Source organism: Streptomyces solicavernae (genome assembly GCF_029968095.1).
In the GTDB taxonomy this organism is placed as follows: Bacteria; Actinomycetota; Actinomycetes; order Streptomycetales; family Streptomycetaceae; genus Streptomyces; species Streptomyces solicavernae.
Genome location: NZ_JASCIR010000017.1, coordinates 1 through 24,292, shown reverse-complemented (window position 1 = coordinate 24,292; position 24,292 = coordinate 1). Strand labels below are relative to the sequence as shown.

22 protein-coding genes are annotated in these 24,292 nt (G+C 73.2%); 12 read left to right on the top strand and 10 right to left on the bottom strand.

Annotated elements, in window-relative coordinates; genetic code table 11:
* Positions 1–23: 23 nt before the first annotated feature.
* Positions 24–311, bottom strand: coding sequence for a metal-sensitive transcriptional regulator (locus tag QIS99_RS19885; RefSeq protein WP_282514902.1), 288 nt, complete (start codon positions 309–311; stop codon positions 24–26).
* 82 nt (positions 312–393) lie between these two features.
* Here QIS99_RS19885 and QIS99_RS19880 point away from each other — a divergent pair, with 82 nt between their 5' ends.
* The gene (locus QIS99_RS19880) at positions 394–969 is read left to right on the top strand and encodes a rhodanese-like domain-containing protein (protein ID WP_282514901.1); all 576 of its coding nucleotides are present in this window, start codon (positions 394–396) and stop codon (positions 967–969) included.
* 123 nt (positions 970–1,092) lie between these two features.
* Here QIS99_RS19880 and QIS99_RS19875 read toward each other — a convergent pair whose 3' ends face one another.
* Entirely contained in the window at positions 1,093–2,424 is a 1,332-nt protein-coding gene (locus QIS99_RS19875; protein WP_282514994.1) for a phosphoribosyltransferase family protein, read from the bottom strand.
* Between the two features lie 183 nt (positions 2,425–2,607).
* On the opposite strand from QIS99_RS19875, the gene QIS99_RS19870 reads away from it, so the two are divergent.
* The 4 genes from QIS99_RS19870 (at position 2,608) to QIS99_RS19855 (ending at position 5,930) form a co-directional block, all read left to right on the top strand.
* Entirely contained in the window at positions 2,608–3,495 is an 888-nt protein-coding gene (locus QIS99_RS19870; RefSeq protein ID WP_282514900.1) for an HAD-IIA family hydrolase, read from the top strand.
* A gap of 36 nt (positions 3,496–3,531) precedes the next feature.
* Entirely contained in the window at positions 3,532–4,278 is a 747-nt protein-coding gene (locus tag QIS99_RS19865) for a PP2C family protein-serine/threonine phosphatase (RefSeq protein ID WP_282514899.1), read from the top strand.
* 137 nt (positions 4,279–4,415) lie between these two features.
* Entirely contained in the window at positions 4,416–5,522 is a 1,107-nt protein-coding gene (locus QIS99_RS19860) for a CapA family protein (protein WP_282514898.1), read from the top strand.
* Between the two features lie 201 nt (positions 5,523–5,723).
* Positions 5,724–5,930: a DUF2180 family protein gene (locus QIS99_RS19855; protein WP_282514897.1), complete on the top strand. Its 207-nt coding sequence runs from the start codon at positions 5,724–5,726 to the stop codon at positions 5,928–5,930.
* 35 nt (positions 5,931–5,965) lie between these two features.
* Here QIS99_RS19855 and purU read toward each other — a convergent pair whose 3' ends face one another.
* The 7 genes from purU to glyA are packed head-to-tail and all read right to left on the bottom strand — an operon-like array spanning position 5,966 to position 14,651.
* Positions 5,966–6,817, bottom strand: a complete 852-nt coding sequence (purU, locus tag QIS99_RS19850) for a formyltetrahydrofolate deformylase (protein WP_282514896.1) — start codon at positions 6,815–6,817, stop codon at positions 5,966–5,968.
* 58 nt (positions 6,818–6,875) lie between these two features.
* Complete coding sequence (locus QIS99_RS19845) at positions 6,876–8,249, bottom strand: L-serine ammonia-lyase (protein WP_282514895.1); 1,374 nt, start codon at positions 8,247–8,249, stop codon at positions 6,876–6,878.
* On the bottom strand, positions 8,249–8,896 hold the full coding sequence (locus tag QIS99_RS19840) for a sarcosine oxidase subunit gamma (protein WP_282514894.1): 648 nt from the start codon (positions 8,894–8,896) through the stop codon (positions 8,249–8,251). The genes QIS99_RS19845 and QIS99_RS19840 overlap by 1 nt, the downstream gene beginning before the upstream one ends.
* The gene (locus QIS99_RS19835; protein ID WP_282514893.1) at positions 8,889–11,789 is read right to left on the bottom strand and encodes a sarcosine oxidase subunit alpha family protein; all 2,901 of its coding nucleotides are present in this window, start codon (positions 11,787–11,789) and stop codon (positions 8,889–8,891) included. Before QIS99_RS19835 ends, QIS99_RS19840 begins: the two co-directional genes overlap by 8 nt.
* Positions 11,786–12,094, bottom strand: coding sequence for a sarcosine oxidase subunit delta (locus QIS99_RS19830; RefSeq protein ID WP_282514892.1), 309 nt, complete (start codon positions 12,092–12,094; stop codon positions 11,786–11,788). The genes QIS99_RS19835 and QIS99_RS19830 overlap by 4 nt, the downstream gene beginning before the upstream one ends.
* A 23-nt stretch (positions 12,095–12,117) precedes the next feature.
* On the bottom strand, positions 12,118–13,338 hold the full coding sequence (locus tag QIS99_RS19825) for a sarcosine oxidase subunit beta family protein (RefSeq protein WP_282514891.1): 1,221 nt from the start codon (positions 13,336–13,338) through the stop codon (positions 12,118–12,120).
* Positions 13,335–14,651: a serine hydroxymethyltransferase gene (glyA, locus tag QIS99_RS19820; RefSeq protein WP_282514890.1), complete on the bottom strand. Its 1,317-nt coding sequence runs from the start codon at positions 14,649–14,651 to the stop codon at positions 13,335–13,337. The genes QIS99_RS19825 and glyA overlap by 4 nt, the downstream gene beginning before the upstream one ends.
* Positions 14,652–14,961: 310 nt before the next feature.
* On the opposite strand from glyA, the gene QIS99_RS19815 reads away from it, so the two are divergent.
* The 3 genes from QIS99_RS19815 (at position 14,962) to QIS99_RS19805 (ending at position 17,522) form a co-directional block, all read left to right on the top strand.
* Positions 14,962–16,047 carry an S-(hydroxymethyl)mycothiol dehydrogenase gene (locus QIS99_RS19815; protein ID WP_282514889.1) on the top strand — a complete coding sequence of 362 codons (1,086 nt, stop codon included), beginning with the start codon at positions 14,962–14,964 and terminating at the stop codon, positions 16,045–16,047.
* A complete protein-coding gene (locus QIS99_RS19810) occupies positions 16,044–16,664 on the top strand; it encodes an MBL fold metallo-hydrolase (RefSeq protein ID WP_282514888.1) in 621 nt (206 codons plus the stop codon). The genes QIS99_RS19815 and QIS99_RS19810 overlap by 4 nt, the downstream gene beginning before the upstream one ends.
* 192 nt (positions 16,665–16,856) lie before the next feature.
* Positions 16,857–17,522: a GntR family transcriptional regulator gene (locus QIS99_RS19805; RefSeq protein ID WP_282514887.1), complete on the top strand. Its 666-nt coding sequence runs from the start codon at positions 16,857–16,859 to the stop codon at positions 17,520–17,522.
* A 27-nt stretch (positions 17,523–17,549) separates the two neighbouring features.
* Here the strand turns inward: QIS99_RS19805 and QIS99_RS19800 are convergent, their stop codons facing one another.
* The gene (locus QIS99_RS19800; RefSeq protein ID WP_282514886.1) at positions 17,550–18,464 is read right to left on the bottom strand and encodes a LysR family transcriptional regulator; all 915 of its coding nucleotides are present in this window, start codon (positions 18,462–18,464) and stop codon (positions 17,550–17,552) included.
* Between the two features lie 201 nt (positions 18,465–18,665).
* On the opposite strand from QIS99_RS19800, the gene QIS99_RS19795 reads away from it, so the two are divergent.
* The 4 genes from QIS99_RS19795 (at position 18,666) to QIS99_RS19780 (ending at position 24,160) form a co-directional block, all read left to right on the top strand.
* Positions 18,666–19,076, top strand: coding sequence for a hypothetical protein (locus tag QIS99_RS19795; protein WP_282514885.1), 411 nt, complete (start codon positions 18,666–18,668; stop codon positions 19,074–19,076).
* Between the two features lie 250 nt (positions 19,077–19,326).
* Positions 19,327–20,520 (top strand): amidohydrolase, encoded by a 1,194-nt coding sequence (locus QIS99_RS19790; protein ID WP_282514884.1) that lies wholly within the window; start codon positions 19,327–19,329, stop codon positions 20,518–20,520.
* Between the two features lie 133 nt (positions 20,521–20,653).
* On the top strand, positions 20,654–21,307 hold the full coding sequence (locus QIS99_RS19785; protein WP_282514883.1) for a TetR/AcrR family transcriptional regulator: 654 nt from the start codon (positions 20,654–20,656) through the stop codon (positions 21,305–21,307).
* Positions 21,308–21,334: 27 nt separating this feature from the next.
* Positions 21,335–24,160, top strand: coding sequence for a SpoIIE family protein phosphatase (locus QIS99_RS19780; RefSeq protein WP_282514882.1), 2,826 nt, complete (start codon positions 21,335–21,337; stop codon positions 24,158–24,160).
* Positions 24,161–24,292 lie beyond the last annotated feature (132 nt).

Here is a 24,292-nt window from a genome sequence, read left to right as displayed (position 1 = left end):
GCAAAGGCGCGGGTGCAGGCGGGTCAGGCCAGGGAGAGGAACAGTTTCTCCAGGCGGGCCCGCATCTCGTCCCGGTCCTCGGCGGAGCGGCCCGAGCCCTCCAGGTCGGTCAGGCACTGCTGCAGGCCGGTCGCGATGATCGCGAAGCCCGCCCGGTCGAGCGCGCGGGACGCGGCCGCCAGCTGGGTGACGACCTCCTCGCAGTCCCGGCCCTCCTCGATCATCCGGATCACACCGGCGAGCTGCCCCTGCGCCCGGCGCAGCCGGTTGAGGACCGACTTCAGCTCGGCGCCCGCCGGATCAAGCTCCATCACCACTCCTCAATGCATACCCCCAGGGGTAATATACGCCTACTGACGGGGGGACCGTCGATCACCAAGGATGACACCAGCCATGACCGCGCCCAGCGCCCTCAGTACCGACGAAGCCCGCAGCCGCCTGCACGAGTTGACCGTCATCGACGTGCGCACCCCGGGCGAGTACGCCGGAGGGCACGTCCCCGGCGCCCTCAACATCCCCCTCGACCGGATCGAGCGGGCCCTGCCCGACATCCGCGGCGCCGCCGACCGCGGTGACGTCCTCGTCGTCTGCGCCTCCGGCGCCCGCTCCGCGAACGCCTGCCGGATCCTCGCCGAGCACGGCGTCGACACCGCCACCCTCTCCGGCGGCACCGGCGCCTGGGCCGCCGACGGCCATGACCTCGACCGCCCGCAGGGGGCCGCGCCGACGGTATGGGGCATGGAGCGGCAGGTCCGGTTCACGGCGGGCACGGTCGTGCTGCTCGGCCTGCTCCTCGGACTCCTGGTCCACCCCGCCTTCCAGCTCCTCTCGGCCGCCATAGCGGCGGGCCTGGTGTTCTCCGCGCTCACCAACACCTGCGGCATGGCCGTCCTGCTCGGCAAGCTCCCGCACAACCGCCCCCGCGGCGCGGACCTCGACCGCACGCTGGAGGCGCTGCGCAACGGCTGACCGCCCGGAAGGGGCACGGCGTACGAAGGCAACTTCCCTCGTACGCAAGGAGATTGACGCCCGCAGGAGATCGGCGCCCGCAAGGAGGTCGACGCCCGCAAGAGGCTGACACCCCAGTGACCGCTACGGCGTCACGACGTGCACCGGCCCCGGACGGTCGCCCGCCGACGTCAGGTGCCGGATGAACCACGCGCGTGCCAGGTCGGCGACCTGGTCGAGGGCGCCGGGCTCCTCGAAGAGGTGCGTGGCCCTCGGGACGATCTCCAGGCGGTTCTCGCAGCGGAGTTCGGCCTGGGCGGCGCGGTTCAGGTCGATGACGAGCGCGTCGTTGCCGCCGACGATCAGCAGGGTCGGTGCCTCCACCTCGCCGAGGCGGGGCGCGGCGAGGTCGGGCCGCCCGCCGCGGGACACCACCGCGCCGACCGCCGCGTCGCCCGCGGCCGCCCGCAGTGCGGCGGCGGCACCCGTGCTGGCCCCGAAGTAGCCGATGGGCAGGGACTCGCGCTCACGCAGCCAGCGCGTCGCGCCGAGCAGCCGGTCCGCCAGGGTGCCGATGTCGAAGACGTTCCGGCGGTCGCCCTCCTCGGCCGGGGTGAGCAGGTCGAAAAGGAGTGTGCCGAGCCCGGCCTCGCGCAGCGCCGACGCCACCCAGCGGTTGCGCGGGCTGTGCCGGCTGCTGCCCGAGCCGTGCGCGAACATCACCACGGCCTCGGCGCCCTCCGGCAGCGCGAGGTCTCCGGCAAGCCGGACCGCACCCGCGTCCACCTCGACCTCCAGCTCCTCCGCGACCTCGACGCCGACGCCGGTCACGTGCGGGTGGGCCGCCGCCGCCCGGGACAGCAGGGCGATCACCTCTTCGTCGGAGGTCTGCGAAAAGTCCCGGTACCACTCGCCGACCGACCCGAACAGGTGCGGCGCGGACAGGCACACCACCTCGTCCGCGACCTGACGCATCCGCTCCGCCGTGTCCGCGGGCGCGGTCGGCACGGCGAGGACCACGCGCGCCGCGCCCTGCGCCCGGGCGACCCGGCAGGCCGCCGCGGCCGTGGCGCCGGTCGCGATCCCGTCGTCCACCACGACGACCGTGCGCCCCTCGACCCGCACCCGGTCCAGGCCCTCCCGGTACCGCACGGCCCGGCGCCGCAGCTCCTGCTCCTCCCGCTGCTCGACCGCCGCGACCTCCTTGGGCCCGACCCCCGCATGCCGCACGATCTCCTCGCTCAGCACCCGTACGCCGCCCTCGCCGATCGCGCCGAAGCCCAGCTCCGGCTGGCGGGGGACGCCGAGTTTGCGTACGACGATCACGTCGAGCGGGGCTTCGAGGGCGCGGGCCACCTCGTAGGCGACCGGGACTCCGCCCCGGGGCAGGCCGAGGACGACGGGCCGTTCGTCCTTCAGGTGGCGCACCGCCTCCGCGAGGCGCCGTCCCGCCTCCACACGGTCGGTGAACAGCATGGCTGCTCGCCCCATCCGTCTCTCATGGACATCCGTAAGACCATCCGCACCTTCGGGGTAACTCCGTTCCCGGCGGATTGCAAACGGGGCGCCTCCGCCGCGCGCCCGTATGCGCCGGTACGCGGGCCAGCCCGTACGCGTGCCCGTATGCGCGCGCGTACGGGCGTCACTACCGTCGGTCGTATGCAACAAGCAGGCCGTGGCGGGGAAGCCGGCGCCGTCCTGATCGACATCGACGGTGTGCTGACCGTGTCCTGGGAGCCGCTGCCCGGCGCCGTCGCCGCCCTGGAACGGCTGCGCGCCGCCGGGCTTCCGCTCGCCCTGGTCACCAACACCACCTCCCGCACCCGCGCCTCGATCGCCGCACGCCTCGCGGACGCCGGGTTCCCCGTCACGGCCGACGACATCCTCACCGCGCCGTCCGTGACCGCCGCGTATCTGCGCGAGCACCATCCGCGCGCCCGCTGCCTGCTGCTCAACGCCGGTGACATCCGCGACGACCTCACCGGCGTGACGCTCGTCAGCGAGCCGGAAGCGCCCGACCGTCCCGGCGAGTCCGGCCCCGACGTGGACGTGGTCGTCCTCGGCGGCGCGGGCGACGCGTTCGACTACGCGGCCCTCAACCGGGTCTTCCGGCACCTCCAGGGCGGCGCGCGTCTCGTGGCGATGCACCGCAACCTGTACTGGCGTACCGCCGACGGGCTCGACCTCGACACCGGCGCCTTCCTGCTCGGCCTGGAGCAGGCGGCCCGCACCGAGGCCGAGGTCACCGGCAAGCCCGCCGCGGCGTTCTTCGGCGCCGCCCTCTCCCACCTCGGCGCCGCACCGTCCGCGACGCTCATGGTCGGCGACGACATCGAGTCCGACGTCCTGGCCGCCCAGCGCACCGGTGTCACCGGCGTACTCGTCCGGACCGGCAAGTACCTGCCCGAGACCCACCGCGCGGCGAGCGGCACCCCCGACCACGTACTCGACTCCTTCGCCGACCTGCCGGATCTGCTCGACCGCCTCGACGCGAGCTCCGACCGCGCCGGTGGGCGCGCGGGGGGCGACAATGGGAGTCGGGACTGATCGACGCGCCCGCCGGTGCGGAGAGGCGGCAGGAAGATGCCGTACGTGACGGTCACCGCCCTGAGCCACCCGGGGCTCATGCGCGAACACAACGAGGACAGCCTGGCCGTCGGGCCGTGGACGCTGTGCGCCACCGTGACGGAGAACCCGCAGACGCTGGGGTTCCCGCTCGGCACGCCCCTCGTCGTCGCGGTCGCCGACGGCATCGGGGGCCAGCCCGCAGGGGAGGTCGCCAGCAGTCTCGTGGTCCGGCAGCTCGCCTCGCTCGGGGCGGCCCTGGACAGCGAGCAGGCCGTCACGGACGCGCTGGACCTGTGCAACCGCTCCGTGTACGCGGCCGCCGACGGGGACCCGCAGCGCACGGCGATGGGCACCACGGTCGCCGGTGTCGTCGTGCTCGAACGGGAGCTGCTGGTGTTCAACGTCGGCGACAGCCGGGTGCTCGACGTGACCAGCCGGCACGCGATGCTGAACCGGCTGACCGTCGACGACAACCCGCCGCTGCCGCCGGGCCGGCGCACCACGTCGCTCCTCACCCAGGCGCTCGGCGGCGCCCCGGGCTTCACCGCGGTCACCCCGCACGTCAGTACGCGGCCGCTCAGCACCGGCGAGCGCTACCTGGTGTGCACCGACGGCCTCACCGACCCCGTGCCGGAGGACCGCCTCGACGCCGTGCTGCGCGGCAACGACGGCGGTCGTGCGGCCTTCGCGCTGTGGAAGTCGGCCATCGACGCGGGCGGTCCCGACAACATCACGCTGGCGCTGATCAGCATCGTCGACTGATCCGGCTGATCCGGCTGATCCGGCTGATCCGGCTGGTCCGGCTGATCCGGCTGATCCGGCTGGTCCGGCTGGTCCGGCTGGACGTACTGACCGACGGTCCGTGCATACGACCAGGAGCGCGGCGACGGAGGCCCGCAATGATCACGCTGTTCGTCTGCGGCGACGTCATGCTCGGCCGTGGCGTCGACCAGATCCTGCCGCACCCCGGCGACCCCGCCCTGCGCGAGGACTACGTGCACGACGCCCGCGACTACGTCCGCCTGGCCGAGGCCGCCAACGGGCCCGTGCCGCGCCCCGTCGACTTCGCCTGGCCGTGGGGCGACGCCCTGGAGATCCTCGACGCCGCCGCCCCCGACGCGCGCCTGCTCAACCTGGAGACCAGCGTCACCCGCACCGGCAGGTTCGCCCCCGGCAAGGCCGTGCACTACCGCATGCACCCCGCCAACCTGCCCTCCCTCACCGCCGTCCGGCCCGACGTCTGCGTCCTGGCCAACAACCACGTGCTCGACTTCGGCCGCCGCGGCCTCGCGGACACCCTCGACGCGCTCGCCGACGCGGGCCTGCGCACCGCCGGCGCGGGCCGCGACGCCGCCTTGGCCGCGCTCCCCGCGACCGTCCCGCTCGCCCCCGGCCACCGGCTCCTCGTCCTCGCCGTCGGCATGCCGTCCAGCGGCATCCCGTACGACTGGGCGGCGACCGACGACCGTGCCGGGGTCAGCTTCGTCGCCGGGGCCTCCGCCCCCGCCCAGGCCCAAGTGGCGTCCCGTATAAGGAAGTTGAAGCAGCCGGGCGACATCGCGGTGGTGTCGGTGCACTGGGGCTCCAACTGGGGCTACGACGTGACCCGCGACCAGGTCGCCTTCGCGCACGCCCTGGTCGACGCGGGCGCGGACCTCGTCCACGGCCACTCCTCGCACCACACCCGCCCGCCCGAGGTGTACGGCGGGCGGCTCGTGCTGTACGGCTGCGGCGACCTGATCAACGACTACGAGGGCATCACCGGGTACGAGCGCTACCGCGACGACCTGCGCCTCCTCCACCTCGTCTCGCTCGACCCGGACACGGGCCGGCTGCTCCGCCTGCGCCTCGTCCCGCTCCTGGCCCGTCGGCTGCGCCTGGTCCGCGCCCCGGCCGAGGACCACCGGTGGCTCGGCTCGCTCCTCGACCGGATCTCGGAGGGCTTCGAGCCGTGCGTCACGGACGACCCGCGGGCGCTGACGCTGGTGCCGCGGACGGCCCGCTGACCGCCCGCTCCGGCCGGCCGTATGCGTGCCGCACGCATGGACGGAGGCACGCGGGGAACTCGGCCCGCCGGGACGGGGAAAGCCGTACGAGGGAAGCCGCACGAGGAAAGCCGTACGAGGAAAGCCGCACGAGGAAAGCCGTACGAGGAAAGCCGTACGAGGAAAGCCGTACGAAGGAACACGGAATCTGGAAACGCGCTCATGAACTGCTACGAATGCGCCATCCAAGGGCTCACCGCGGAAGCCGTCGCCGTCTGCCACCTGTGCGGCGCCGCCGTCTGCACCGACCACGTACGCACGGAGTCCGTGCAGCTCCGCGAGGCCGCCAACCCCGGCAAGGTCATCCACGACCGTCCGGCCCGCCGGCTGACCTGCGTGGTGTGCAGTGCGGCGGAGGAGTCACGCTGACGCGCAACCGTCAGCGCAACCCCTCGGACCGCCCTTCAGCGCAGCACCACCGTCCGCCGCCCCTGCACGAACACCCGCCCCTCGCAGTGCCAGCGGACCGCGCGGGCCAGGGCCGCGGACTCCGCGTCGCGGCCGATCGCGGCGAGGTCCTCCGGGGTGTGGCTGTGGTCGACCGGGTTGACCTCCTGGGCGATGATCGGGCCCTCGTCGAGGTCGGCCGTGACGTAGTGCGCGGTCGCGCCGACGAGTTTGACGCCGCGCTCGTGGGCCTGGTGGTACGGCTTGGCGCCCTTGAAGCTCGGCAGGAACGAGTGGTGGATGTTGATCACCCGCCCGGCGAGCCGCCCGCACAGCTCGTCGGAGAGCACCTGCATGTAGCGGGCCAGGACGACCAGCTCGACCCCCAACTCCTCGACCAGAGCCAGGAGTTGCGCCTCGGCCTGCGGTTTGGTCGCCGCGCTCACCGGCAGGTGGAAGAACGGGATGCCGTGCCAGTCGACCAGTGCCTCGTGGTCGCGGTGGTTGGAGACGACCGCGACCACGTCGATCGGCAGATCCCCGCTGCGGGTGCGGAACAGCAGGTCGTTGAGGCAGTGGTCGTACTTGGACACCATGATCAGGACGCGGCGCCGGGTGCTGACCGGCTCCAGGTTCCAGCGCATGGCGAGCGGGGCGGCCACGGCCTCGAAGTCCCGGCGCAACCCCTCCGCCGCAGCGGCCCCGCCCGGCGTCGCGAAGCGCACCCGCATGTAGAAGTGGCCGTCGCGGCGGTCGCCGAACTGCTGGTTGTCGATGATGTCGCTGTCGTGCTCGACGAGGAACCGCGAGACGGCGTGCACGATGCCGGGCGCCTCGGGGCAGTCGAGGGTGAGGACGTGTTCGGTCATGGCCTCAGCAATCTCGGGTTTCTCAGCATTCTCAGCATTCTCAGCATGCTCAGGATTCTCAGCATTCGATGACGTTGACGGCGAGGCCGCCGCGGGCGGTCTCCTTGTACTTGTCCTTCATGTCGCGGCCGGTGTCCCGCATGGTCTTGATGGCCTTGTCGAGGGTGACCTTGTGAGTGCCGTCACCGGCGAGCGCGAGCCGGGCCGAGTTGATCGCCTTCACCGAGGCGACGGCGTTGCGCTCGATGCACGGGATCTGGACGAGCCCGCCGACCGGGTCGCAGGTCAGGCCGAGGTTGTGCTCGATGCCGACCTCCGCGGCGTTCTCGACCTGCGCGGGCGTCCCGCCGAGCACTTCGCAGAGCGCCCCGGCCGCCATGGCGCAGGCCGAGCCGACCTCGCCCTGACAGCCGACCTCGGCACCGGAGATGGACGCGTTCTGCTTGAAGAGGATGCCGATCGCGGCGGCCGTGAGCAGGAAGCGGACCACACCCTCGTCGTCCGCGCCGGGCACGAACCGTACGTAGTAGTGCAGGACGGCCGGGATGATGCCGGCCGCGCCGTTGGTCGGGGCGGTGACGATGCGGCCGCCGGAGGCGTTCTCCTCGTTCACGGCCAGGGCGTACAGGTTCACCCAGTCCATGACGTGCAGCGGGTCCGACTCCCCGGCCCCCGCGCTCAACTCCCGGAAGAGCGCGGGCGCCCGGCGTGGCACCCGCAGGCCGCCCGGCAGGACGCCCTCGCGCCGGCAGCCGGAGTCCACGCAGGCCCGCATGACCGACCACAGGTGCAGCAGCCCGGCCCGGGTCTCGGCCTCGCCGCGCCAGGCCGCCTCGTTGGCGAGCATGACATCGCTGATCGACAGGCCCTCGCGGGTGCACAGCCCGAGCAGTTCGCCCGCCGTGCCGAACGGGAACCGCACCGCCGTGGTGTCCTCCACGACGCGGTCGGCGCCGGTGGCGGACTCGTCGACGACGAAGCCGCCACCCACCGAGTAGTACGTACGGGCGGCCAGCTCACGGCCGTCCGCCGCGAGCGCCCGGAACGTCATGCCGTTGGGGTGCGCGGGCAGCGACTTGCGCCGGTGCAGGACCAGGTCCGCGTCGCCGTCGAAGCGCACCCGGTGCTTGCCGCCGAGCAGCAGCTGCCCGTCGGCCCGCACCTGGGCCACCCGGCCGTCGGACCGCTCGGTGTCCACGGTGGCCGGGTCCTCGCCCTCCAGGCCGAGCACGACCGCCTTGTCGGAGCCGTGCCCGTGCCCGGTGGCGCCGAGGGACCCGTACAACTCCGCCTGGACCCGGGTGACTTGGGCCAGCGTGCCCTCGTCCTCAAGGATCCCGGTGAAGCGCCGGGCCGCCCGCATCGGCCCCACCGTGTGCGAGGAGGAGGGGCCGATGCCGACCGAGTACAGGTCGAACGCGCTGAGTGCCATCAGGTCACCTCGGGCCGTGCGTACTCGCCGGTCACCTCGGGCCGTGCGTACTCGTCGGCGGCGTCGAGCAGCCAGCGCGCGAGGTAGTCGGCGAACGAGGAGCGCGGGAACAGCCGGTACGAGGGCGCCTCGTCGGTCTGCCACAGGATCACCGGCACCGGGCCGACCTGCGTGGCGACCGCATTGCCGGGGCCGAACGCGCGCGGGTGCAGATCGAGCGCGCAGCCCTTCTCCAGCACCTCACGGGCCGCCGGGCCGGAGAGTTCCAGCGTGGTGCGGTTGGCCGACACATCCACGACCGAACCCGGGTCGCCGCCCAGAGCCTGGGCCAACTCGGCGGTCAGGCAGGGGTGTTCGGCCTGGGACACGACCAGCCACTCGTCGGGCCCCAGCCACAGCACGGTGTGCGGCCCGGCGGTGGTGGTCTCGCCGCAGACGCGGGGGAGGTCCGCCGCGAGGGCCTTCTCGATGCGGGCCGCGGCCTGGGACCCCGGCTCGGCACGCACGCTCACCATCGTGATGTACGGCCACTCGGCGAGGGAGACGCCCCGGTCGCCCGTGACGGTCGCGGCGCGCAGCCGCTCCTCCAGGTGTGCCAGGGGGCTGCGGCGCAGGACCGCCGGTCCTGCAAGGGTCGGCTCAGCCATCGCGCTTGGTCCCTTCGGGGTCGTAGAGGACGGAGTCGGCGACCAGGCAGGGCACCAGGTCGTCGCCCACCGGGGCGAGCACGGTCTCGCCGATGCGGTTACGGCCGTCCGCCACCAGCGCGAGCGCGAAGGGGCGGCCCAGGGCCTCACTGTGGTAGCTGGACGTGACATGGCCGAGCATCGGCACCGGACCCGCCTGAGGCGTCAACGGCACGCCCTGCGCGACGAGTTGGGCCCCCTCGGGCAGTCGCGTCGTCCCGTCCGACGGCAGCAGGCCGACCAGGTGCTTGCGGTCCGTGCGGGCCGTGTCGGCGCGGGTGTAGGAACGGTTGCCGACGAAGTCCTTGCGCTTGGACACCACCCAGCCCATGCCCGCGTCCTGCGGGGTGACGGTGCCGTCGGTGTCCTGGCCGACGATGATGAAGCCCTTCTCGGCCCGCAGCACGTGCATGGTCTCGGTGCCGTACGGAGTGATGTCGTACGGCCGGCCGACCGCGTCGACCTCCTCCCACACCGTGAGCCCGTACCAGGCGGCGACGTTGATCTCGAAGGCCAGCTCGCCGGAGAACGAGATACGGCAGATCCGCGCCGGGATCCCGGAGGCGAGCGTCGTCTCGCGGAACGCCATGAACGGGAACGCCTCGTTGGACACGTCCAGGTCGGGGGCGAGCTGGGCGATCACCTCGCGGGACTTCGGGCCGACCACGGCGATCGTGGACCACTGCTCCGTCACCGAGGTGCAGTGCACGTCGAGCTCGGGCCACTCGGTCTGCAGCCACTCCTCCAGCCAGTCCAGGACGCCTCCGGCGCCGCCGGTCGTGGTGGTCATGAAGTAGCGGTCCTCGTCCAGGCGCAGGGTCACACCGTCGTCGAAGATCATGCCGTCCGGCTTGCACATCACGCCGTAGCGGGCCATGCCGGGCTTCAGCTTCTTGAAGGCGTTGGTGTAGACGCGGTTCAGGAACTCGCCCGCGTCCGCGCCCCGGATCTCGATCTTGCCGAGTGTGGAGGCGTCCATGAACGCCACCCCCTCGCGCGCCGCCCGGCACTCGCGGGCCACCGCCCCGTCCATGTCCTCGCCGGGCCGCGGGTAGAACCACGGCCGCTTCCACTGGCCGACGTCCTCGAACTCCGCGCCGTTCGCCACGTGCCAGGAGTGGATGGACGTGGTGCGCTCCGGGTCGAACAGCTCCCCGCGCTCCCGGCCCGCGAGCGCGGCGAACGCGACCGGCGTGTACGGGGCCCGGTACGCGGTCGTGCCGATCTCGCCGGGCGAGGCACCCGCGCCGAGCGCCTCGGCGATGACCCCGATCGCGTTGACCCCGGAGGTCTTGCCCTGGTCGCCCGCCGTACCGAGCGAGGTGTAGCGCTTCACGTGCTCGACGCTGCGCATCCCGGCGCCGGTGGACCGCCACACGTCCGCCACGGTCACGTCCCGCTGGTGGTCGACGAAGTGCGTGTCCCACGTACCGGGATCGCCGCCCTCGGGCGCGGGCACCAGCCACACGGCCCGGGTCGGGGCCGTCGCGGTCCGCACCAGTTGGGCCGGCCGCACCCGCACCGGGAACCCGGCCTCCGTGGCCGCGACGGCACCCGCGCGGGCGCCCTCCACGACACAGCCGTCGAGCCCGTACGTGCCGCGTGCGGCGCCGACGACCTGCTGGTCCCGTACGACGGTGTCCGGCACGAACGCGACCAGCTCGTCGTCCCAGCGCAGCTTGCCCTGCCGCTGCGAGTGCAGATGTACGACGGGGCTCCAGCCGCCCGACACCGCGAGCAGGTCGCACTCGAACTCCTCGGCTGTGCCGGTGAGCTGACCGTCGGCGTCGAGGCCCTGGACGGTGACCCCGGTGAGCCGGTCCGCGCCCGCGGTGTCGGCCACGACGCTGCCGCCCAGCACCCGCACCCCGGTCCGCACGGCGATCTCGGTGGCCCGCGCCGTCAGTTCGGGCCGGGCGTCCACCACGGCGGCGACCTCGACCCCGGCGGCGTGCAGATCGGCCACCGTCTCGTACGCGCTGTCGTTGGTGGTGGCCACCACGGCACGCGAACCCGGCGCCACCGCGAAGCGGTTGAGGTACGTGCGCACCGCACCGGCGAGCAGCACCCCGGGCCGGTCGTTGCCCGCGAAGACCAGCGGACGCTCGTGCGCGCCGGTCGCGAGGACCACCTGCCCGGCCCGGATGTGCCACACCCGCTGCCGGGACACGCCCTGCGGCGCCGCGTTCCCCAGGTGGTCGGTGCGCTTCTCCAGGGCCAGGACGTAGTTGGCGTCGTAGCTGCCGAAGGCCGTGGTGCGGGGCAGCACGGTGACCTCGGGCGCGGCGTCGAGCGCCGCGCGGACCCCGGCGACCCAGTCGGGCGCGGGCTGCCCGTCGACCGTCTCGGCGCGCCCGGAGAGCAGCGCACCGCCCGGCTCGGCCCGGTCGTCGACGAGGATCACCCGGGCGCCGGACCCGGCGGCGGCGGAGGCGGCCGCGAGACCGGCCGGGCCCGCGCCGACGACCAGGACGTCGGTGTGCACGTACTTCTTGTCGTACACCGACGTGTCGGGCGTCGGGTCGAGCCGGCCCATGCCGGAGAGAGTGGTGGCCGTGAGGCCGTCGTACAGCTCCACCGTGGTGGCGGGCAGCATGCCCTCCGAGCAGTGGCTCTCCACCTGGATCAGCGCGTTGGACTCCTCGACGCCGGCCGAGACGATGCCGCGCGGCCGGCCCCGGTACAGGGACGGGGCGACGTTCACCGTGCCGTTGGCGAGCATCGCCGAGGCGACGGTGTCACCGGGGTGGCCGGTCAGCTCGCGGCCGTCCACGGTGAAGCGGAGCACGGTGGAGCGGTCGATGCGGCCGCCGCCGGGCAGCCTACGGGCCTGCTGACTGTTCTGCTCGCTCATCGGGGACCTCCGGCCTGCGCTGCGGCCTGCTGCGGTTCGGGGCGGGCCTCGTCGAGGCGGTAGGAGGCCAGCACCTCGTTGGTGACGGTGTCGCGCAGCACGTTGAACCAGCGGCGGCAGCCGGTGCCGTGCATCCAGCGCTCCGCGAACGGGCCCTTGGTGTTGTCGCGGTAGAAGACGTACTCGGCCCACTGCCGGTCGTCGAGGTCGGCGGGGTTGCCCGGGTAGGGGACGTGGGCCTGGCCCCCGTAGTGGTACTCGGTCTCGTCGCGAGGCCCGCACCAGGGGCAGTTGATCAGCAGCACGGTCTGCTCCTCTCCACAGGCTTTCAGTGGGCCACGGCGGCGGCGCCGTGCTCGTCGATCAGGGCGCCCGAGGTGAACCGGTCGAGCGCGAACGGGGCGTTGAGGGGGTGCGGCTCGCCGGTCGCGATGGTGTGGGCGAACGTCCAGCCGGCGGCCGGGGTGCCCTTGAAACCGCCCGTGCCCCAACCGCAGTTGACGTACAGGTTCTCCACCTCGGTGGTGGAGATGATCGGCGAGGCGTCCGGGGTGGTGTCCACGATGCCGCCCCAGGTCCGCAGCACATGCGCCCGCGCGAAGATCGGGAACAGCTCGACGGCGGCGGCCATCTGATGCTCGATCACATGGAACGAACCGCGCTGCCCGTACCCGTTGTACGAGTCCACGCCCGCGCCCATCACCAGCTCGCCCTTGTGCGCCTGCGACACGTACACGTGCACGTGGTTGGACATCACGACCGTCGGGTGCACCGGCTCGTGCAGCTCGGACACGAGCGCCTGCAGCGGGTGCGACTGGATCGGCAGCCGTACGCCCGCCTTCTCGGCGAGGACGCTGCTGTGCCCGGCCGCGGCGAGCGCGACCCGGCCCGCGTTGATGCGGCCGCGGTTGGTCTCCACGCCGACGACCCGGTTGCCGTCCTTGACGAACCCGGTCACCTCGCAGCCCTGGATCAGGTCCACGCCCATCTCGTCCGCGCGCCGGGCAAGGGCCCAGGCCACGTGGTCGTGCTTGGCGATACCGGCACGCGGCTGGAAGGTTGCCCCGAGCACCGGATAGCGGGTGTCGGACGACACGTTGAGGATCGGACAGACCTTGGCGACCTCGTCCGGCTCCAGCCACTCGGCGTCCACGCCGTTCAGCTTGTTGGCACCCACCCGGCGCACGCTCTCCCGCACATCCTGCAGGGTGTGCGCCAGGTTCAGCACACCGCGCTGGCTGAACAGGAAGTCGTAGTCCAGCTCCTCGGGCAGCTGCTCCCACAGCTTCAGCGCGTGCTCGTAGATCGCGGCGCTCTCGTCCCACAGGTAGTTGGACCGGATGATCGTGGTGTTGCGCGCCATGTTGCCGCCGGCCAGCCAGCCCTTCTCCAGGACCGCGACGTTGGTGATGCCGTGCACCTTGGCCAGGTAGTAGGCGGTGGCGAGGCCGTGCCCGCCCGCGCCGACGATGATCACGTCGTACGAGGAGCGCGGCTCGGGGTTGCGCCAGAGCCAGTCGGGGTGCTCCGGCAGCGACTCGGTGGTCATGCCGCTTCTCCGTTCAGGTGCGGGTAGAGGGGGAGGGCGAAGGCGAGCTTCTCGACGCGCTCGCGCAGCAGGGCCGCGCGCTCGTCGTCGAACCGCTCGTCCTTGAGAGCCTGGGCGATGATGTCGGCGACCTCGCGGAACTCGTCCTCGCCGAAGCCGCGCGTCGCCAGCGCCGGGGTGCCGATGCGCAGGCCCGAGGAGACCATCGGCGGCCGCGGGTCGCAGGGCACCGCGTTCCGGTTCACGGTGATGCCGATGCGGTGCAGGCGGTCCTCGGCCTGCTGCCCGTCCAGCGCGGAGTTGCGCAGGTCGACCAGGACCAGGTGGACCTCGGTGCCGCCGGTGAGCACGGTGATGCCCGCCTCGGCCACGTCGTCGGCGAGCAGCCGCCCGGCCAGGATGCGCGCGCCGTCCAGGGTGCGCTGCTGCCGCTCCCGGAACGCCTCGGACGCGGCGACCTTGAACGCCACGGCCTTCGCCGCGATCACATGCTCCAGGGGGCCGCCCTGCTGGCCGGGGAAGACCGCCGAGTTGATCTTCTTGGCGAGCCCGGCCCTGCTGAGGATCACCCCGCCGCGCGGCCCGCCGAGCGTCTTGTGCGTCGTGGTCGTCACCACGTCCGCGTACGGTACGGGACTTGGGTGCAGCCCTGCCGCCACGAGCCCGGCGAAGTGCGCCATGTCGACCATCAGGTACGCGCCCACCTCGTCGGCGATCCGACGGAACGCGGCGAAGTCCAGGCGGCGCGGGTAGGCCGACCAGCCGGCGACGATCAGCTTCGGCCGGTGCGTGCGGGCCAGCTCCGCTACCTCGTCCATGTCGATCCGCAGGTCCGACTCGCTGACGTGGTACGGGACCACGTTGTAGAGCTTGCCGGAGTAGTTGATCTTCATGCCGTGGGTGAGGTGGCCGCCGTGCGCCAGGTCGAGCCCGAGGATCGTGTCGCCCGGGTTCAGGAGGGCGAACATCGCGGCGGCGTTGGCCTGGGCACCGGAGTGCGGCTGGACGTTGGCGGCCTCGGCGCCGAAGAGCTCCTTCACGCGGTCGACCGCCAACTGCTCGACGACGTCGACGTGTTCGCAGCCGCCGTAGTAGCGGCGGCCGGGGTAGCCCTCGGCGTACTTGTTGGTGAGGACGGAGCCCTGCGCCTCCATGACGGCGGCGGGCGCGAAGTTCTCCGAGGCGATCATTTCGAGCGTGGACTGCTGGCGGTGCAGTTCCGCGGAGAGCGCGGCTGCGACCTCCGGGTCCAGACCGGTCAGAGGGAGGGAGAGAAGAGCTCCGTCATCGGTCACCGACGGATTCGCTGCCATGCCGAACACCACCTTCGAGCCACTGGGAACTTTTAATATTCGACTGATATATCAGCGCTGCCTGGAAGGTAGGCCGTGCCGCCGGGGCGGGTCAAGAGGTCGACGCGGCCGGTTCGTACGAGTCGGCGGCACCGGCTCGTACGAGTCAGTGCGGCCGACTCGCACGACTCCCCTCGATCGCCCGCCGAACCTCCCGTTGGCCCTACCCTTGACCCTCGCGAACGCCGGGCATACGTTGCGTCCGGCACTGATATATCAATTGCCTCGCAGGCTCCTCCCCGTACGCAGACCGACATCCAGGAGCACCGACATGCAAGAAGTCCGCGCCGTCGTAGCCCGGTCGAAAGACGCGCCCGTGACCGTCGAGACCATCCGCATCCCCGACCCGGGACCCGGCGAGGTCGTCGTGAAGGTGCAGGCGTGCGGCGTCTGCCACACCGACCTGCACTACCGGCAGGGCGGCATCAACGACGAGTTCCCGTTCCTGCTCGGCCATGAGGCGGCCGGCCTGGTGGAGACCGTCGGCGAGGGCGTCACCCAGGTCGCGCCCGGCGACTTCGTCGTCCTCAACTGGCGTGCCGTGTGCGGGAACTGCCGCGCCTGCAACCGCGGCGAGCCGCAGTACTGCTTCGCCACGCACAACGCCACCCAGAAGATGACCCTCACCGACGGGACGGAGCTCACCCCGGCCCTCGGCATCGGCGCCTTCGCCGAGAAGACCCTCGTCCACGCCGGACAGTGCACCAAGGTCGACCCGGCCGCCTCGCCCGCCGCCGCAGGCCTCCTCGGCTGCGGCGTGATGGCCGGACTCGGCGCCGCCATCAACACCGGCGCCGTGGGCCGCGGCAAGAGCGTCGCCGTCATCGGCTGCGGCGGCGTCGGCTGCGCGGCCGTCGTCGGGTCGAGCCTCGCCGGGGCCTCCCGCGTCATCGCCGTGGACATCGACGACCGCAAGCTGGACTGGGCGAAGGGCCTCGGTGCCACCGACACCGTCAACAGCAAGGAGCAGGACCCGGTCGAGGCCATCCGCGAGCTGACCGGCGGCTTCGGCGCCGACGTGGTGATCGACGCGGTCGGCAGGCCGGAGACGTACCAACAGGCCTTCTACGCCCGCGACCTGGCGGGCACCCTGGTCCTCGTCGGCGTGCCCACCCCGGACATGAAGCTGCCCGACATCCCGCTGATCGACGTGTTCGGCCGCGGCGGCGCCCTCAAGTCCAGCTGGTACGGGGACTGCCTGCCCTCGCGCGACTTCCCGATGCTGATCGACCTGTATCAGCAGGGCCGCCTCGACCTCGACGCGTTCGTGACCGAGGAGATCACCCTCGACGACGTCGAGTCGGCCTTCGAGCGGATGCACCACGGCGACGTGCTGCGCTCGGTGGTGGTCCTGTGAGCCACGGCCGCGTCCGCATCGAGCACACCGTCACCTCCGGGACCTTCTCCCTGGACGGCGAGACCCACCAGGTCGACAACAACGTGTGGGTGATCGGCGACGACGAGGAGTGCGTCGTCATCGACGCCCCGCACGACGTGGACCGCATCCTGGAGGTCGTCGCCGGGCGCCGCGTGCGGGCGATCCTGTGCACGCACGCCCACGACGACCACGTCCGCGTGGCCCCGCAGCTGGCCGCCCGTACGCAGGCGCCCGTACTGCTCCACCCCGACGACCGGCCGGTGTGGGAGCTGACGCACCCCGACAGCCGGTGGGACGGCGATCTGAAGGACGGCCAGGTCGTCGAGGTCGCGGGCACCGCACTGCGCGTGCTGCACACGCCGGGGCACGCGCCCGGCGCGGTGTGCTTCCACGCCGAGGACCTGGGCGCCGTCTTCACCGGCGACACCCTCTTCCAGGGCGGCCCCGGCGCCACCGGCCGCTCGTTCAGCGACCACGACGTGATCGTGCGCTCCATCCGGGACCGGCTGCTCCGGCTCCCCGGCGACACCGTGGTGCACACCGGGCACGGCCCGGACACCACGATCGAGGCGGAGCGGGCCGGCATCCCCGCGTAGCCCGCACCGCCCACCCGGCCGCCGGACCGCCGTGACTGCACCCACGGCGGTCCGGTACGGGGCCGCCCGTCCGGGGCGAACGGGGGCCGCCCAGGGGGAGAGGAAAGGTGACCGAGTCAACCGGGCTACGGGTGAGTCACTAGACTCGGCGTGCAGCACACAGGGTGCGCGCCCGGTAGGCAAGGGGGACTCATGCAGCAGGTCGCGACCGATCCCCGGGGCGATGCGCTGTCGCTGGCCGAGCGGGCGTACCGCGCCATCCGCGACCGCCTCGTCATGCTGGAGATCCGCCCCGGCGACCCGATCAACGAGGACCAGCTGATGCAGTCCCTGGGGCTCGGCCGCACCCCGGTGCGCGAAGCCCTCAAGCGGCTCCAGTACGAGCGGCTGATCACCACCTACCCGAGGCGCGGCACCTTCGCCACCGAGGTCAACATCACCGACCTCGCGTACATCTCCGAGGTCCGCCAGGAGCTGGAGCCGCTCGCCGCCGCGCAGGCCGCGCGCCGGGCCACGGCCGCCGACCGCGAGGCCCTGGCCACGCTGCTCGCGGAACTGCGGGCAGTGGCCGACGCGCACCGGGACGCCGCCGAGCTGATGCGCCTCGACCTCCAGGTGCACCGCGCCATCTACGCGGCCACGCACAACCCCTACCTGGAGGACACCCTCGTACGCCACGACAACCTCGCCACCCGCATCTGGTGCCTGTTCGTCGACCGCCTGGACGACATGTCCGGCCACGTCGAGGAGCACAGCCCGCTGATCGAGGCGATCGTCGCGGGCGATGCGGACCGCGCGGGGCGGCTCGCGCGGGGGCACGTGGAGGGGTTCGAGCGGGCGATCCGCGAGGCGATCTGACGCGCTCGGTTCCTCTGCCAGACTCTTTCAGGGGGCCGGGAGGAGTCGGCCGGCCGTCTCGGTGACGGTGTGCACGGCGTGCGCCAGCGTGGGGACGCCGCGGCCGCCGGGGCGGGTCACCGCCATGATGCGGCGGGCAGGCGCGGGCTCCCCGTACAGCCGCAGGCGGACGACCCGCCGGTCCTCGTGCAGCCGCGCGAGCCGCGGCACCAGGAACACCCCGAAGCCGTGCGCGACCAGTGCCGTGCCGGTGTCCCACGCGTCGGAGTGGTGCGCGATGTGCGGCGTGAACCCGGCACCCATGCAGGCCGCGAGCACCAGCCGGTGGTACGTCGTCCCGGGGTTGCCGACGATCCACTCCTCCCGCGCGGCGTCGGCGAGCGTCACCCGGCGCTTGCGCGCGAGCGGGTGGCCCTGCCGTACGACGAGGTCCAACGGTTCGTCGAGCAGCGGCTGCTGGTCGAAGCGGCCGTCCGTCAGGGGCGGCGAGTCGGCGGTGACGACCAGCAGCGCGAGGTCGGCCTCCTGCGACAGGAGCAGGTCGAAGCAGCGGTCCGGCGCGGCCTCGACGATCCGCACCGCCACCTGCGGGTGCGCGTCGCGCAGGGCGGCAGCGGCGGGCGGCAGCAGGGTGCTCGCGGCGCTGGAGAAGCCGCACAGCGTGATCCGGCCCACGGGCTCGGAACCGGCGGTGGCCAGCTCGGCGCGCGCCAGCTCCCACTGCTCCTGCAGCCGCTCGGCGTGCCGCAGCAGGATCCGCGCCGCGTCGGTGAGCCGGACGCCCCGGCCCTGGTGCACGAGCAGTTCGGTGCCGACGTCCGAGGCCAGTTGGCGCAGCTGGTACGAGACGGCGGACGGCGTGTAGTTGAGGGCCTGGGCGGCGGCGGTGACCGTGCCGTGCTCGGCGACCATCTGCAGGATCCGGAGCCGGGGATCAATCATGCGGACAGCTTGCACGGCCTGCGAGGGAATCGCCCGATTCAGCCCATTTCCGTCCCGGGTGCCGCGCCGCGCCGCCCCGTTCCGTCCCGGGCGCCGCGCCGTCCGCGCGCCCGGGTGGTCGACAGGCCGGTCCCGGCCCACCTGCCCGTGGACCGCGCCTACGCTGGAGGCAGAGCCCCTCGTACGCGGCAGGAGGCAGTCATGGCCACGGGTCAGCGCTTCCACATCGACCGGGACGGCCACTCCGTGACCGTGCAGGTCTCCGGTGGGCACGGGACGGTCGAAATCCTGGTGGACGGCAAGGTCGTCGCGTACCGCCGCGAACTCGGCCGGGAGACCGCCGTGCTCGACGCCGAACTGCCCGACGACCCGCCCCGCCCCTTCCGCATCCTGATCGCACCCGTGGCCGGAGTCGGCGAGCCGCCGCTGTGCCTGATGGAACGCGACCACACCCGCTATCTGCTGCCCCTCACCCCCCAGCCCCCTCGCCCCGACCGCCCCGCACTCCGCGGCCTCGGTCTCGGTCTCGGCCCGATCGGAGTGGTACGGGTGCTGCGGCGCCGGATACGCCGGATACGCCGGATGCACCGGGTGCCGGGGCGGCGGCACTGAGCCCGGGCGCTCAGGCCGCCGCGCGTTTCGGAGCCGTTCAACGCCCGGAGCCGTTCAACGCGTGCTCCGTACGTACTTCAACGCGTGCTCCGTACGTACCTGAACAGGCCTTACGTTGGCGATCGGCCGGGCGAACCGGTACACCTGGGGATCACCGAGGAGCCCGCCCGCTCCCCGGCGCACCGTATCCGTCTCCCGGCGCGCACCCCGCCCTGCGCGGCGCGCGCCCGCCCTGAGCTGGAGGACCCCCATGCCCGTCGCCGGCCCCACGCTGCGCGACCGTGCCGCCGCCCGGATCGACGCGTACAAGGACCGGCTCGTCGAGCTCAGCCACGCGCTGCACGACGACCCGGAGACCGCCTTCGCGGAGACCCGCGCCGCCGAACGCGTCGCCGTCCTCCTCGAAGAGGCCGGGTTCGACGTGCGGCGCGGCGCCTGCGAGCTGCCGACCGCGCTCACCGCCACGTACGGCGCCGGCGACCTCACCATCGGCGTGTGCGCGGAGTACGACGCGCTGCCGGAGCTCGGCCACGCCTGCGGGCACAACGTGATCTGCGCGGCCGGTGTCGGCGCCGCGATCGCGCTCACCGCGGCCGCCGACGAGCTGGGGTTCCGCGTGAAACTCCTCGGCACCCCCGCCGAGGAGGAGGGCGGCGGCAAGGTGCTGATGCTGCAGCGCGGCGCCTTCGACGACGTCACCGTCGCGATGATGGTCCACCCCGAGCCCCGCGACACCGTGGACCCGCGCGGCTCCAGCACCGCCGTCGGCCGCTTCGAGGCCACCTTCACCGGCCGGGCCGCGCACGCCGCGTCCGCGCCCGAGGCCGGGCTCAACGCCGCCGACGCCGCCGTCGTCGCGCAGGTCGCCGTCGGCCAGCTCCGCCAGCAGCTCCGCGACGGATACCGCGTCGCCGGGATCGTCCGCCACGGCGGCGACCGCACCAACATCATCCCGGAGCGCACCGTCCTGGAGTACGAGGTCCGTACGCCCACCGGCGAGGAGCTGCACACCCTCCGCGAGCGCGTCCTCGACTGCTTCCGCGGCGCCGCCCTCGCCACCCGCACCACCCTCGACGTACGCCCCGTCCAGCCCGACTACCTGGAGCTGCGCCACGACCCCGCCCTGATGGCGGCGTACGCGCGCAACCTGCGGGCCACCGGCCGCGACGTGCCCGAGCCCGGACCCGTCCCGCACGGCACCGGCGCCTCCACCGACATGGGCAACGTCACGCACGCCCTGCCCGCCATCCACCCCGGCCTCGGCATCGACGGCGCCCAGGGCACCCCGCACACCCGCACGTTCGCCGAGGACGCCGCGAGCCCCGCCGCCGACGAGGCCGCCCTGACCGGCGCCCTCGCGATGGCCTGGACGGGCCTCGACCTGGCCGCCGACCCGGACTGGAGGGCCCGCGCCCTGGCCGTACGGCGCGATCACCGAGGTTGAGGGTGAGGGTGAAGGAGAGGGAGAGGGCGATGGAGAGGGTGAGGGAGAGGGTGATTGAACGGTCGTTCGGGAGGCTACGATGCAGCCCCGACGCCGTCCGGAGGGGCGCGGAGGAGGACAAGGGAGGACAGCGGTGCGAGGCACAGGCAAGGAGGCGATCCTGGACGCCGCCCGGCAGGAGTTCGGGGAGCGCGGGTACGCCGCCGTGTCCATCCGCGACATCGCCCGGCGGGCCGGCGTCAGCCTCTCGGCGATGTACCACTACTACCCCGGCAAGCAGGACCTGCTGCACGCCCTGGTGAACGGCAGCGGCCAGGCCTACTTCGACGCCTGCCGCGAGGAGCTGGCCTCCGCCGGCGACGACCCGGGCGAGCAGCTGGCGGCGGTGGTGCGGGCCACCGTGCGCTACCGCGCGGAGTACCGCCTGGAGAGCAGCCTGACGCTCACCGAGTGGCGCAGCATGTCCGAGGAGGGGCTTGCCGAGTTCCGGCGCAGGCGGCTCGACGGCACCCGCATGTTCGAGCAGATCATCGAGGACGGCGTCGCCCAGGGCGTCTTCCGCACCCCGCACCCGAAGGACGCCCGCCGCGGCGTCATCGCGATGTGCAACGCCGTCGCCCAGTGGTACCGGGAGAGCGGCGAGGAGAGCGTGCCGGACCTCGCCGAACGGTACGTCGAACTGGCACTGGTCCTCGTCGAGTACCGCCCGGCGGCCCGCCGCAGCCGTATCCCCCGTATCTCCACGCCCGCGCCCGCGCCCACGCGCATGTCTCCGGACAACCCCTGACCGGGACAGTCGGGAAGACTGGGACACATGGGTAAGCACGGATCCGAGCCCCGGACGTCGAGTCCCCCGCCCCGGCCGAGCGGACAGCACGAGCGACAGGGGCGGCCGGCGGGGCGGCGCCGGGCGCGCCTCAACGCGCGCAGCGTCGCCGGCCAGGTCTTCCTGCTGCAGCTCGGGATCGTCGTGATCCTCGTCGTCGCCACGCTGCTCGTCATCGTCGTCCAGGTCCGCAACCAGGCCGCCGACCAGGCCCGGGACGAGGTGCTCGTCGCCGGCGAGGCCTTCGCGAACGGCCCCGGCACGGCGGCCGCCCTGGACGGCCCCGACCCCACCGCGGTCCTCCAGCCCCGCGCCGAGGCAGCCCGCAAACGCTCCGGCCTCGACGCGGTCGTCGTGACCGACACCAAGGGCCTCCGCCTCACCCACCCCGACCCGGAACAGATCGGCAAGCCCTTCGTGGGCACCATCGGGCCCGCCCTCGAAGGCCGCACCATCGTCGAGAGCGCCCAGGGTCCGGTCCTGCCCGGCGGCGAGACCGACGTCGTCCAGTCCGTGGTGCCCGTGCTTCGCGCGGACGGCTCGGTCGCCGGGATCGTCTCCGTCTCCGTCACCGTCAAGCACGTCAACCGGGACGTCGCCCACCGCCTGCCCGTGCTGCTCGCCACCGCGGGCGGCGCCCTCCTCGTGGCGGCGGGCGGCGCGGCCCTGGTGAGCCGTCGCCTCAAGCGCCAGACGCACGGCCTCGGCCCCGTCGAGATGACGCGCATGTACGAGCACCACGACGCCGTCCTGCACTCCGTCCGCGAAGGCGTCCTGATCGTCGGCGCCGACGGCCGGCTGCTCCTCGCCAACGACGAGGCCCGCCGCCTCCTCGACCTCCCCGCCGACGCCGAACGCCGCCAGATCGCCGAGCTCGGCCTCGCCCCCGCCGCCGCCCGGCTCCTCGCCTCCGGCGAGTCCGTCACCGACGCCGTGCACCTGGTCGGCGACCGGCTGCTCGCCGTCAACGTACGGCCCGTCGACCGCCACGGCGGCCCCGCCGGCAGCGTCGCCACGCTCCGCGACTCCACCGAACTGCGCGCCCTCGCCGGCCGCGCCGAACTCGCCCGCGAACGGCTCCAACTCCTCTACGACGCCGGGGTGGGCATCGGCACCACCCTCGATGTGGCCCGTACCGCCGAGGAGTTGACCGAGATCGCCGTGCCCCGGTTCGCGGACTTCGCCACCGTCGAGCTCCTTGACGCGGTGACGCGCGGCGACGAACCCGACGACACCGACGCCGCCGGCGACGCCGCCATGCACCGCATCGCCGTCCGCGGCGTCCAGGCCGACCCGCCGCTGTACCCGGCCGGCTCGTCCCTGCACTTCGTGACCGGCAGCCCGATGGCCGAAGGCCTGGCGACCGGCCACGCCGTGCTCGCCGCCGACCTGCACGCCTCCGAGGGCTGGCGCGCCCAGGACCCGGAGCGGGCGCGGCGCGTCCTCGAACACGGCATCCACTCCCTGATCTCGGTGCCGCTGCGCGCCCGCGGCGTCGTCCTCGGCTCGGTCAACTACTGGCGCTCCGAGCAGGAACCCTTCACCGAGGACGACGTGTCCTTCGCCGAGGAACTCTCCGCCCGCGCCGCCCTGTCCGTGGACAACGCCCGCCGGTACGCGCGCGAGCACGCCGTCGCCGTCACCCTGCAGCGCAGCCTGCTCCCGCGGGCCCTGCCCGAGCAGACCGCCCTCGACGTGGCCCACCGGTATCTGCCCGCCGAGGCCGGGGTGGGCGGCGACTGGTTCGACGTGCTGCCGCTGCCCGGCGCCCGGGTCGCCCTCGTCGTCGGGGACGTCGTCGGCCACGGACTGCACGCCGCCGCGACCATGGGCCGGCTGCGTACCGCCGTGCACAACTTCTCCGCCCTGGACCGCGGCCCCGACGAACTCATCGGCCACCTGGACGAGCTGGTCGCCCGCATCGACGCCGACGAGGCCGACCCCGAAGCCGCGGGCGAAGGCATGATCACCGGCGCCACCTGCCTGTACGCGATCTACGACCCGGTCACCGGACGCTGCACCCTGGCCCGCGCGGGACACCCGGGCCCCGCCGTCGTCCACCCCGACGGCACCGCCGAGTTCCCGGACGTGCCGGTCTCCCCGCCGCTCGGCCTCGGCGCCGGACTGCCCGTCGAGACCGCCGAACTGCACCTGCCCGAGGGCAGCACCCTCGCCCTCTACACCGACGGCCTCGTCGAGGACCGCCACCGCGATCTGGAGGTCGGCCTCGGCCTGCTGCGCGCCGCCCTCGCCGAGACGGCGGACCGCAGCCCGGACGAGGTGTGCCGGGCCGTCCTCGACACCGTCCTGCCCGAGCGGCCCGGCGACGACGTCGCGCTCCTGGTGGCCCGTACCCGGCGGCTCGTCCCCGACCGGGTCGCGGAGTGGGACGTACCCGCCGACCCCGCGGCCGTCTCCCGGGTACGCGCCGACGTCACCCGCAAGCTGGCCGACTGGGACCTGGACGAGGCGGCGTTCGCGACCGAGCTGGTGGTCAGCGAACTCGTCACCAACGCCATCCGCTACGGCACCGACCCGATCCGGCTGCGCCTCCTGCACGACCGCAACAGCCTGATCTGCGAGGTGTCCGACGGCTCCAGCACCTCCCCGCACCTGCGCCGCGCCAAGTCCACGGACGAGGGCGGCCGCGGACTGTTCCTCGTCGCCCGGTTCGCGGAGCGCTGGGGTACGCGCTACACCGGCCGCGGCAAGGTCATCTGGACCGAGCAGTCCCTCCACCACGGCTCCCGCACCCCGGAGGCCGAGTCCGAGGAGAGCCTGCTCGACCAGTGGGGCGACGACGGGGAGTTCTGAGCGCCGAAGAGTCCTGCGGGGCTCGGACCCGCACGCCGCTCGACCCGCACGCCGCTCCACCCGCACGCCGCGTGAGGCCGGAACGTGGCGCCCATCCTGTCTCCTTCGTGGGTACCCCCACCTTTAGGTGGG

Bases quoted from the DNA above. Each gene is read 5' to 3' on its own strand.
- QIS99_RS19885 (WP_282514902.1), bottom strand. From the start codon at position 311: ATGGAGCTTGATCCGGCGGGCGCCGAGCTGAAGTCGGTCCTCAACCGG.
- QIS99_RS19880 (WP_282514901.1), top strand. From the start codon at position 394: ATGACCGCGCCCAGCGCCCTCAGTACCGACGAAGCCCGCAGCCGCCTG.
- QIS99_RS19875 (WP_282514994.1), bottom strand. From the start codon at position 2,424: ATGCTGTTCACCGACCGTGTGGAGGCGGGACGGCGCCTCGCGGAGGCG.
- QIS99_RS19870 (WP_282514900.1), top strand. From the start codon at position 2,608: ATGCAACAAGCAGGCCGTGGCGGGGAAGCCGGCGCCGTCCTGATCGAC.
- QIS99_RS19865 (WP_282514899.1), top strand. From the start codon at position 3,532: ATGCCGTACGTGACGGTCACCGCCCTGAGCCACCCGGGGCTCATGCGC.
- QIS99_RS19860 (WP_282514898.1), top strand. From the start codon at position 4,416: ATGATCACGCTGTTCGTCTGCGGCGACGTCATGCTCGGCCGTGGCGTC.
- QIS99_RS19855 (WP_282514897.1), top strand. From the start codon at position 5,724: ATGAACTGCTACGAATGCGCCATCCAAGGGCTCACCGCGGAAGCCGTC.
- purU (WP_282514896.1), bottom strand. From the start codon at position 6,817: ATGACCGAACACGTCCTCACCCTCGACTGCCCCGAGGCGCCCGGCATC.
- QIS99_RS19845 (WP_282514895.1), bottom strand. From the start codon at position 8,249: ATGGCACTCAGCGCGTTCGACCTGTACTCGGTCGGCATCGGCCCCTCC.
- QIS99_RS19840 (WP_282514894.1), bottom strand. From the start codon at position 8,896: ATGGCTGAGCCGACCCTTGCAGGACCGGCGGTCCTGCGCCGCAGCCCC.
- QIS99_RS19835 (WP_282514893.1), bottom strand. From the start codon at position 11,789: ATGAGCGAGCAGAACAGTCAGCAGGCCCGTAGGCTGCCCGGCGGCGGC.
- QIS99_RS19825 (WP_282514891.1), bottom strand. From the start codon at position 13,338: ATGACCACCGAGTCGCTGCCGGAGCACCCCGACTGGCTCTGGCGCAAC.
- glyA (WP_282514890.1), bottom strand. From the start codon at position 14,651: ATGGCAGCGAATCCGTCGGTGACCGATGACGGAGCTCTTCTCTCCCTC.
- QIS99_RS19815 (WP_282514889.1), top strand. From the start codon at position 14,962: ATGCAAGAAGTCCGCGCCGTCGTAGCCCGGTCGAAAGACGCGCCCGTG.
- QIS99_RS19805 (WP_282514887.1), top strand. From the start codon at position 16,857: ATGCAGCAGGTCGCGACCGATCCCCGGGGCGATGCGCTGTCGCTGGCC.
- QIS99_RS19800 (WP_282514886.1), bottom strand. From the start codon at position 18,464: ATGATTGATCCCCGGCTCCGGATCCTGCAGATGGTCGCCGAGCACGGC.
- QIS99_RS19795 (WP_282514885.1), top strand. From the start codon at position 18,666: ATGGCCACGGGTCAGCGCTTCCACATCGACCGGGACGGCCACTCCGTG.
- QIS99_RS19790 (WP_282514884.1), top strand. From the start codon at position 19,327: ATGCCCGTCGCCGGCCCCACGCTGCGCGACCGTGCCGCCGCCCGGATC.
- QIS99_RS19780 (WP_282514882.1), top strand. From the start codon at position 21,335: ATGGGTAAGCACGGATCCGAGCCCCGGACGTCGAGTCCCCCGCCCCGG.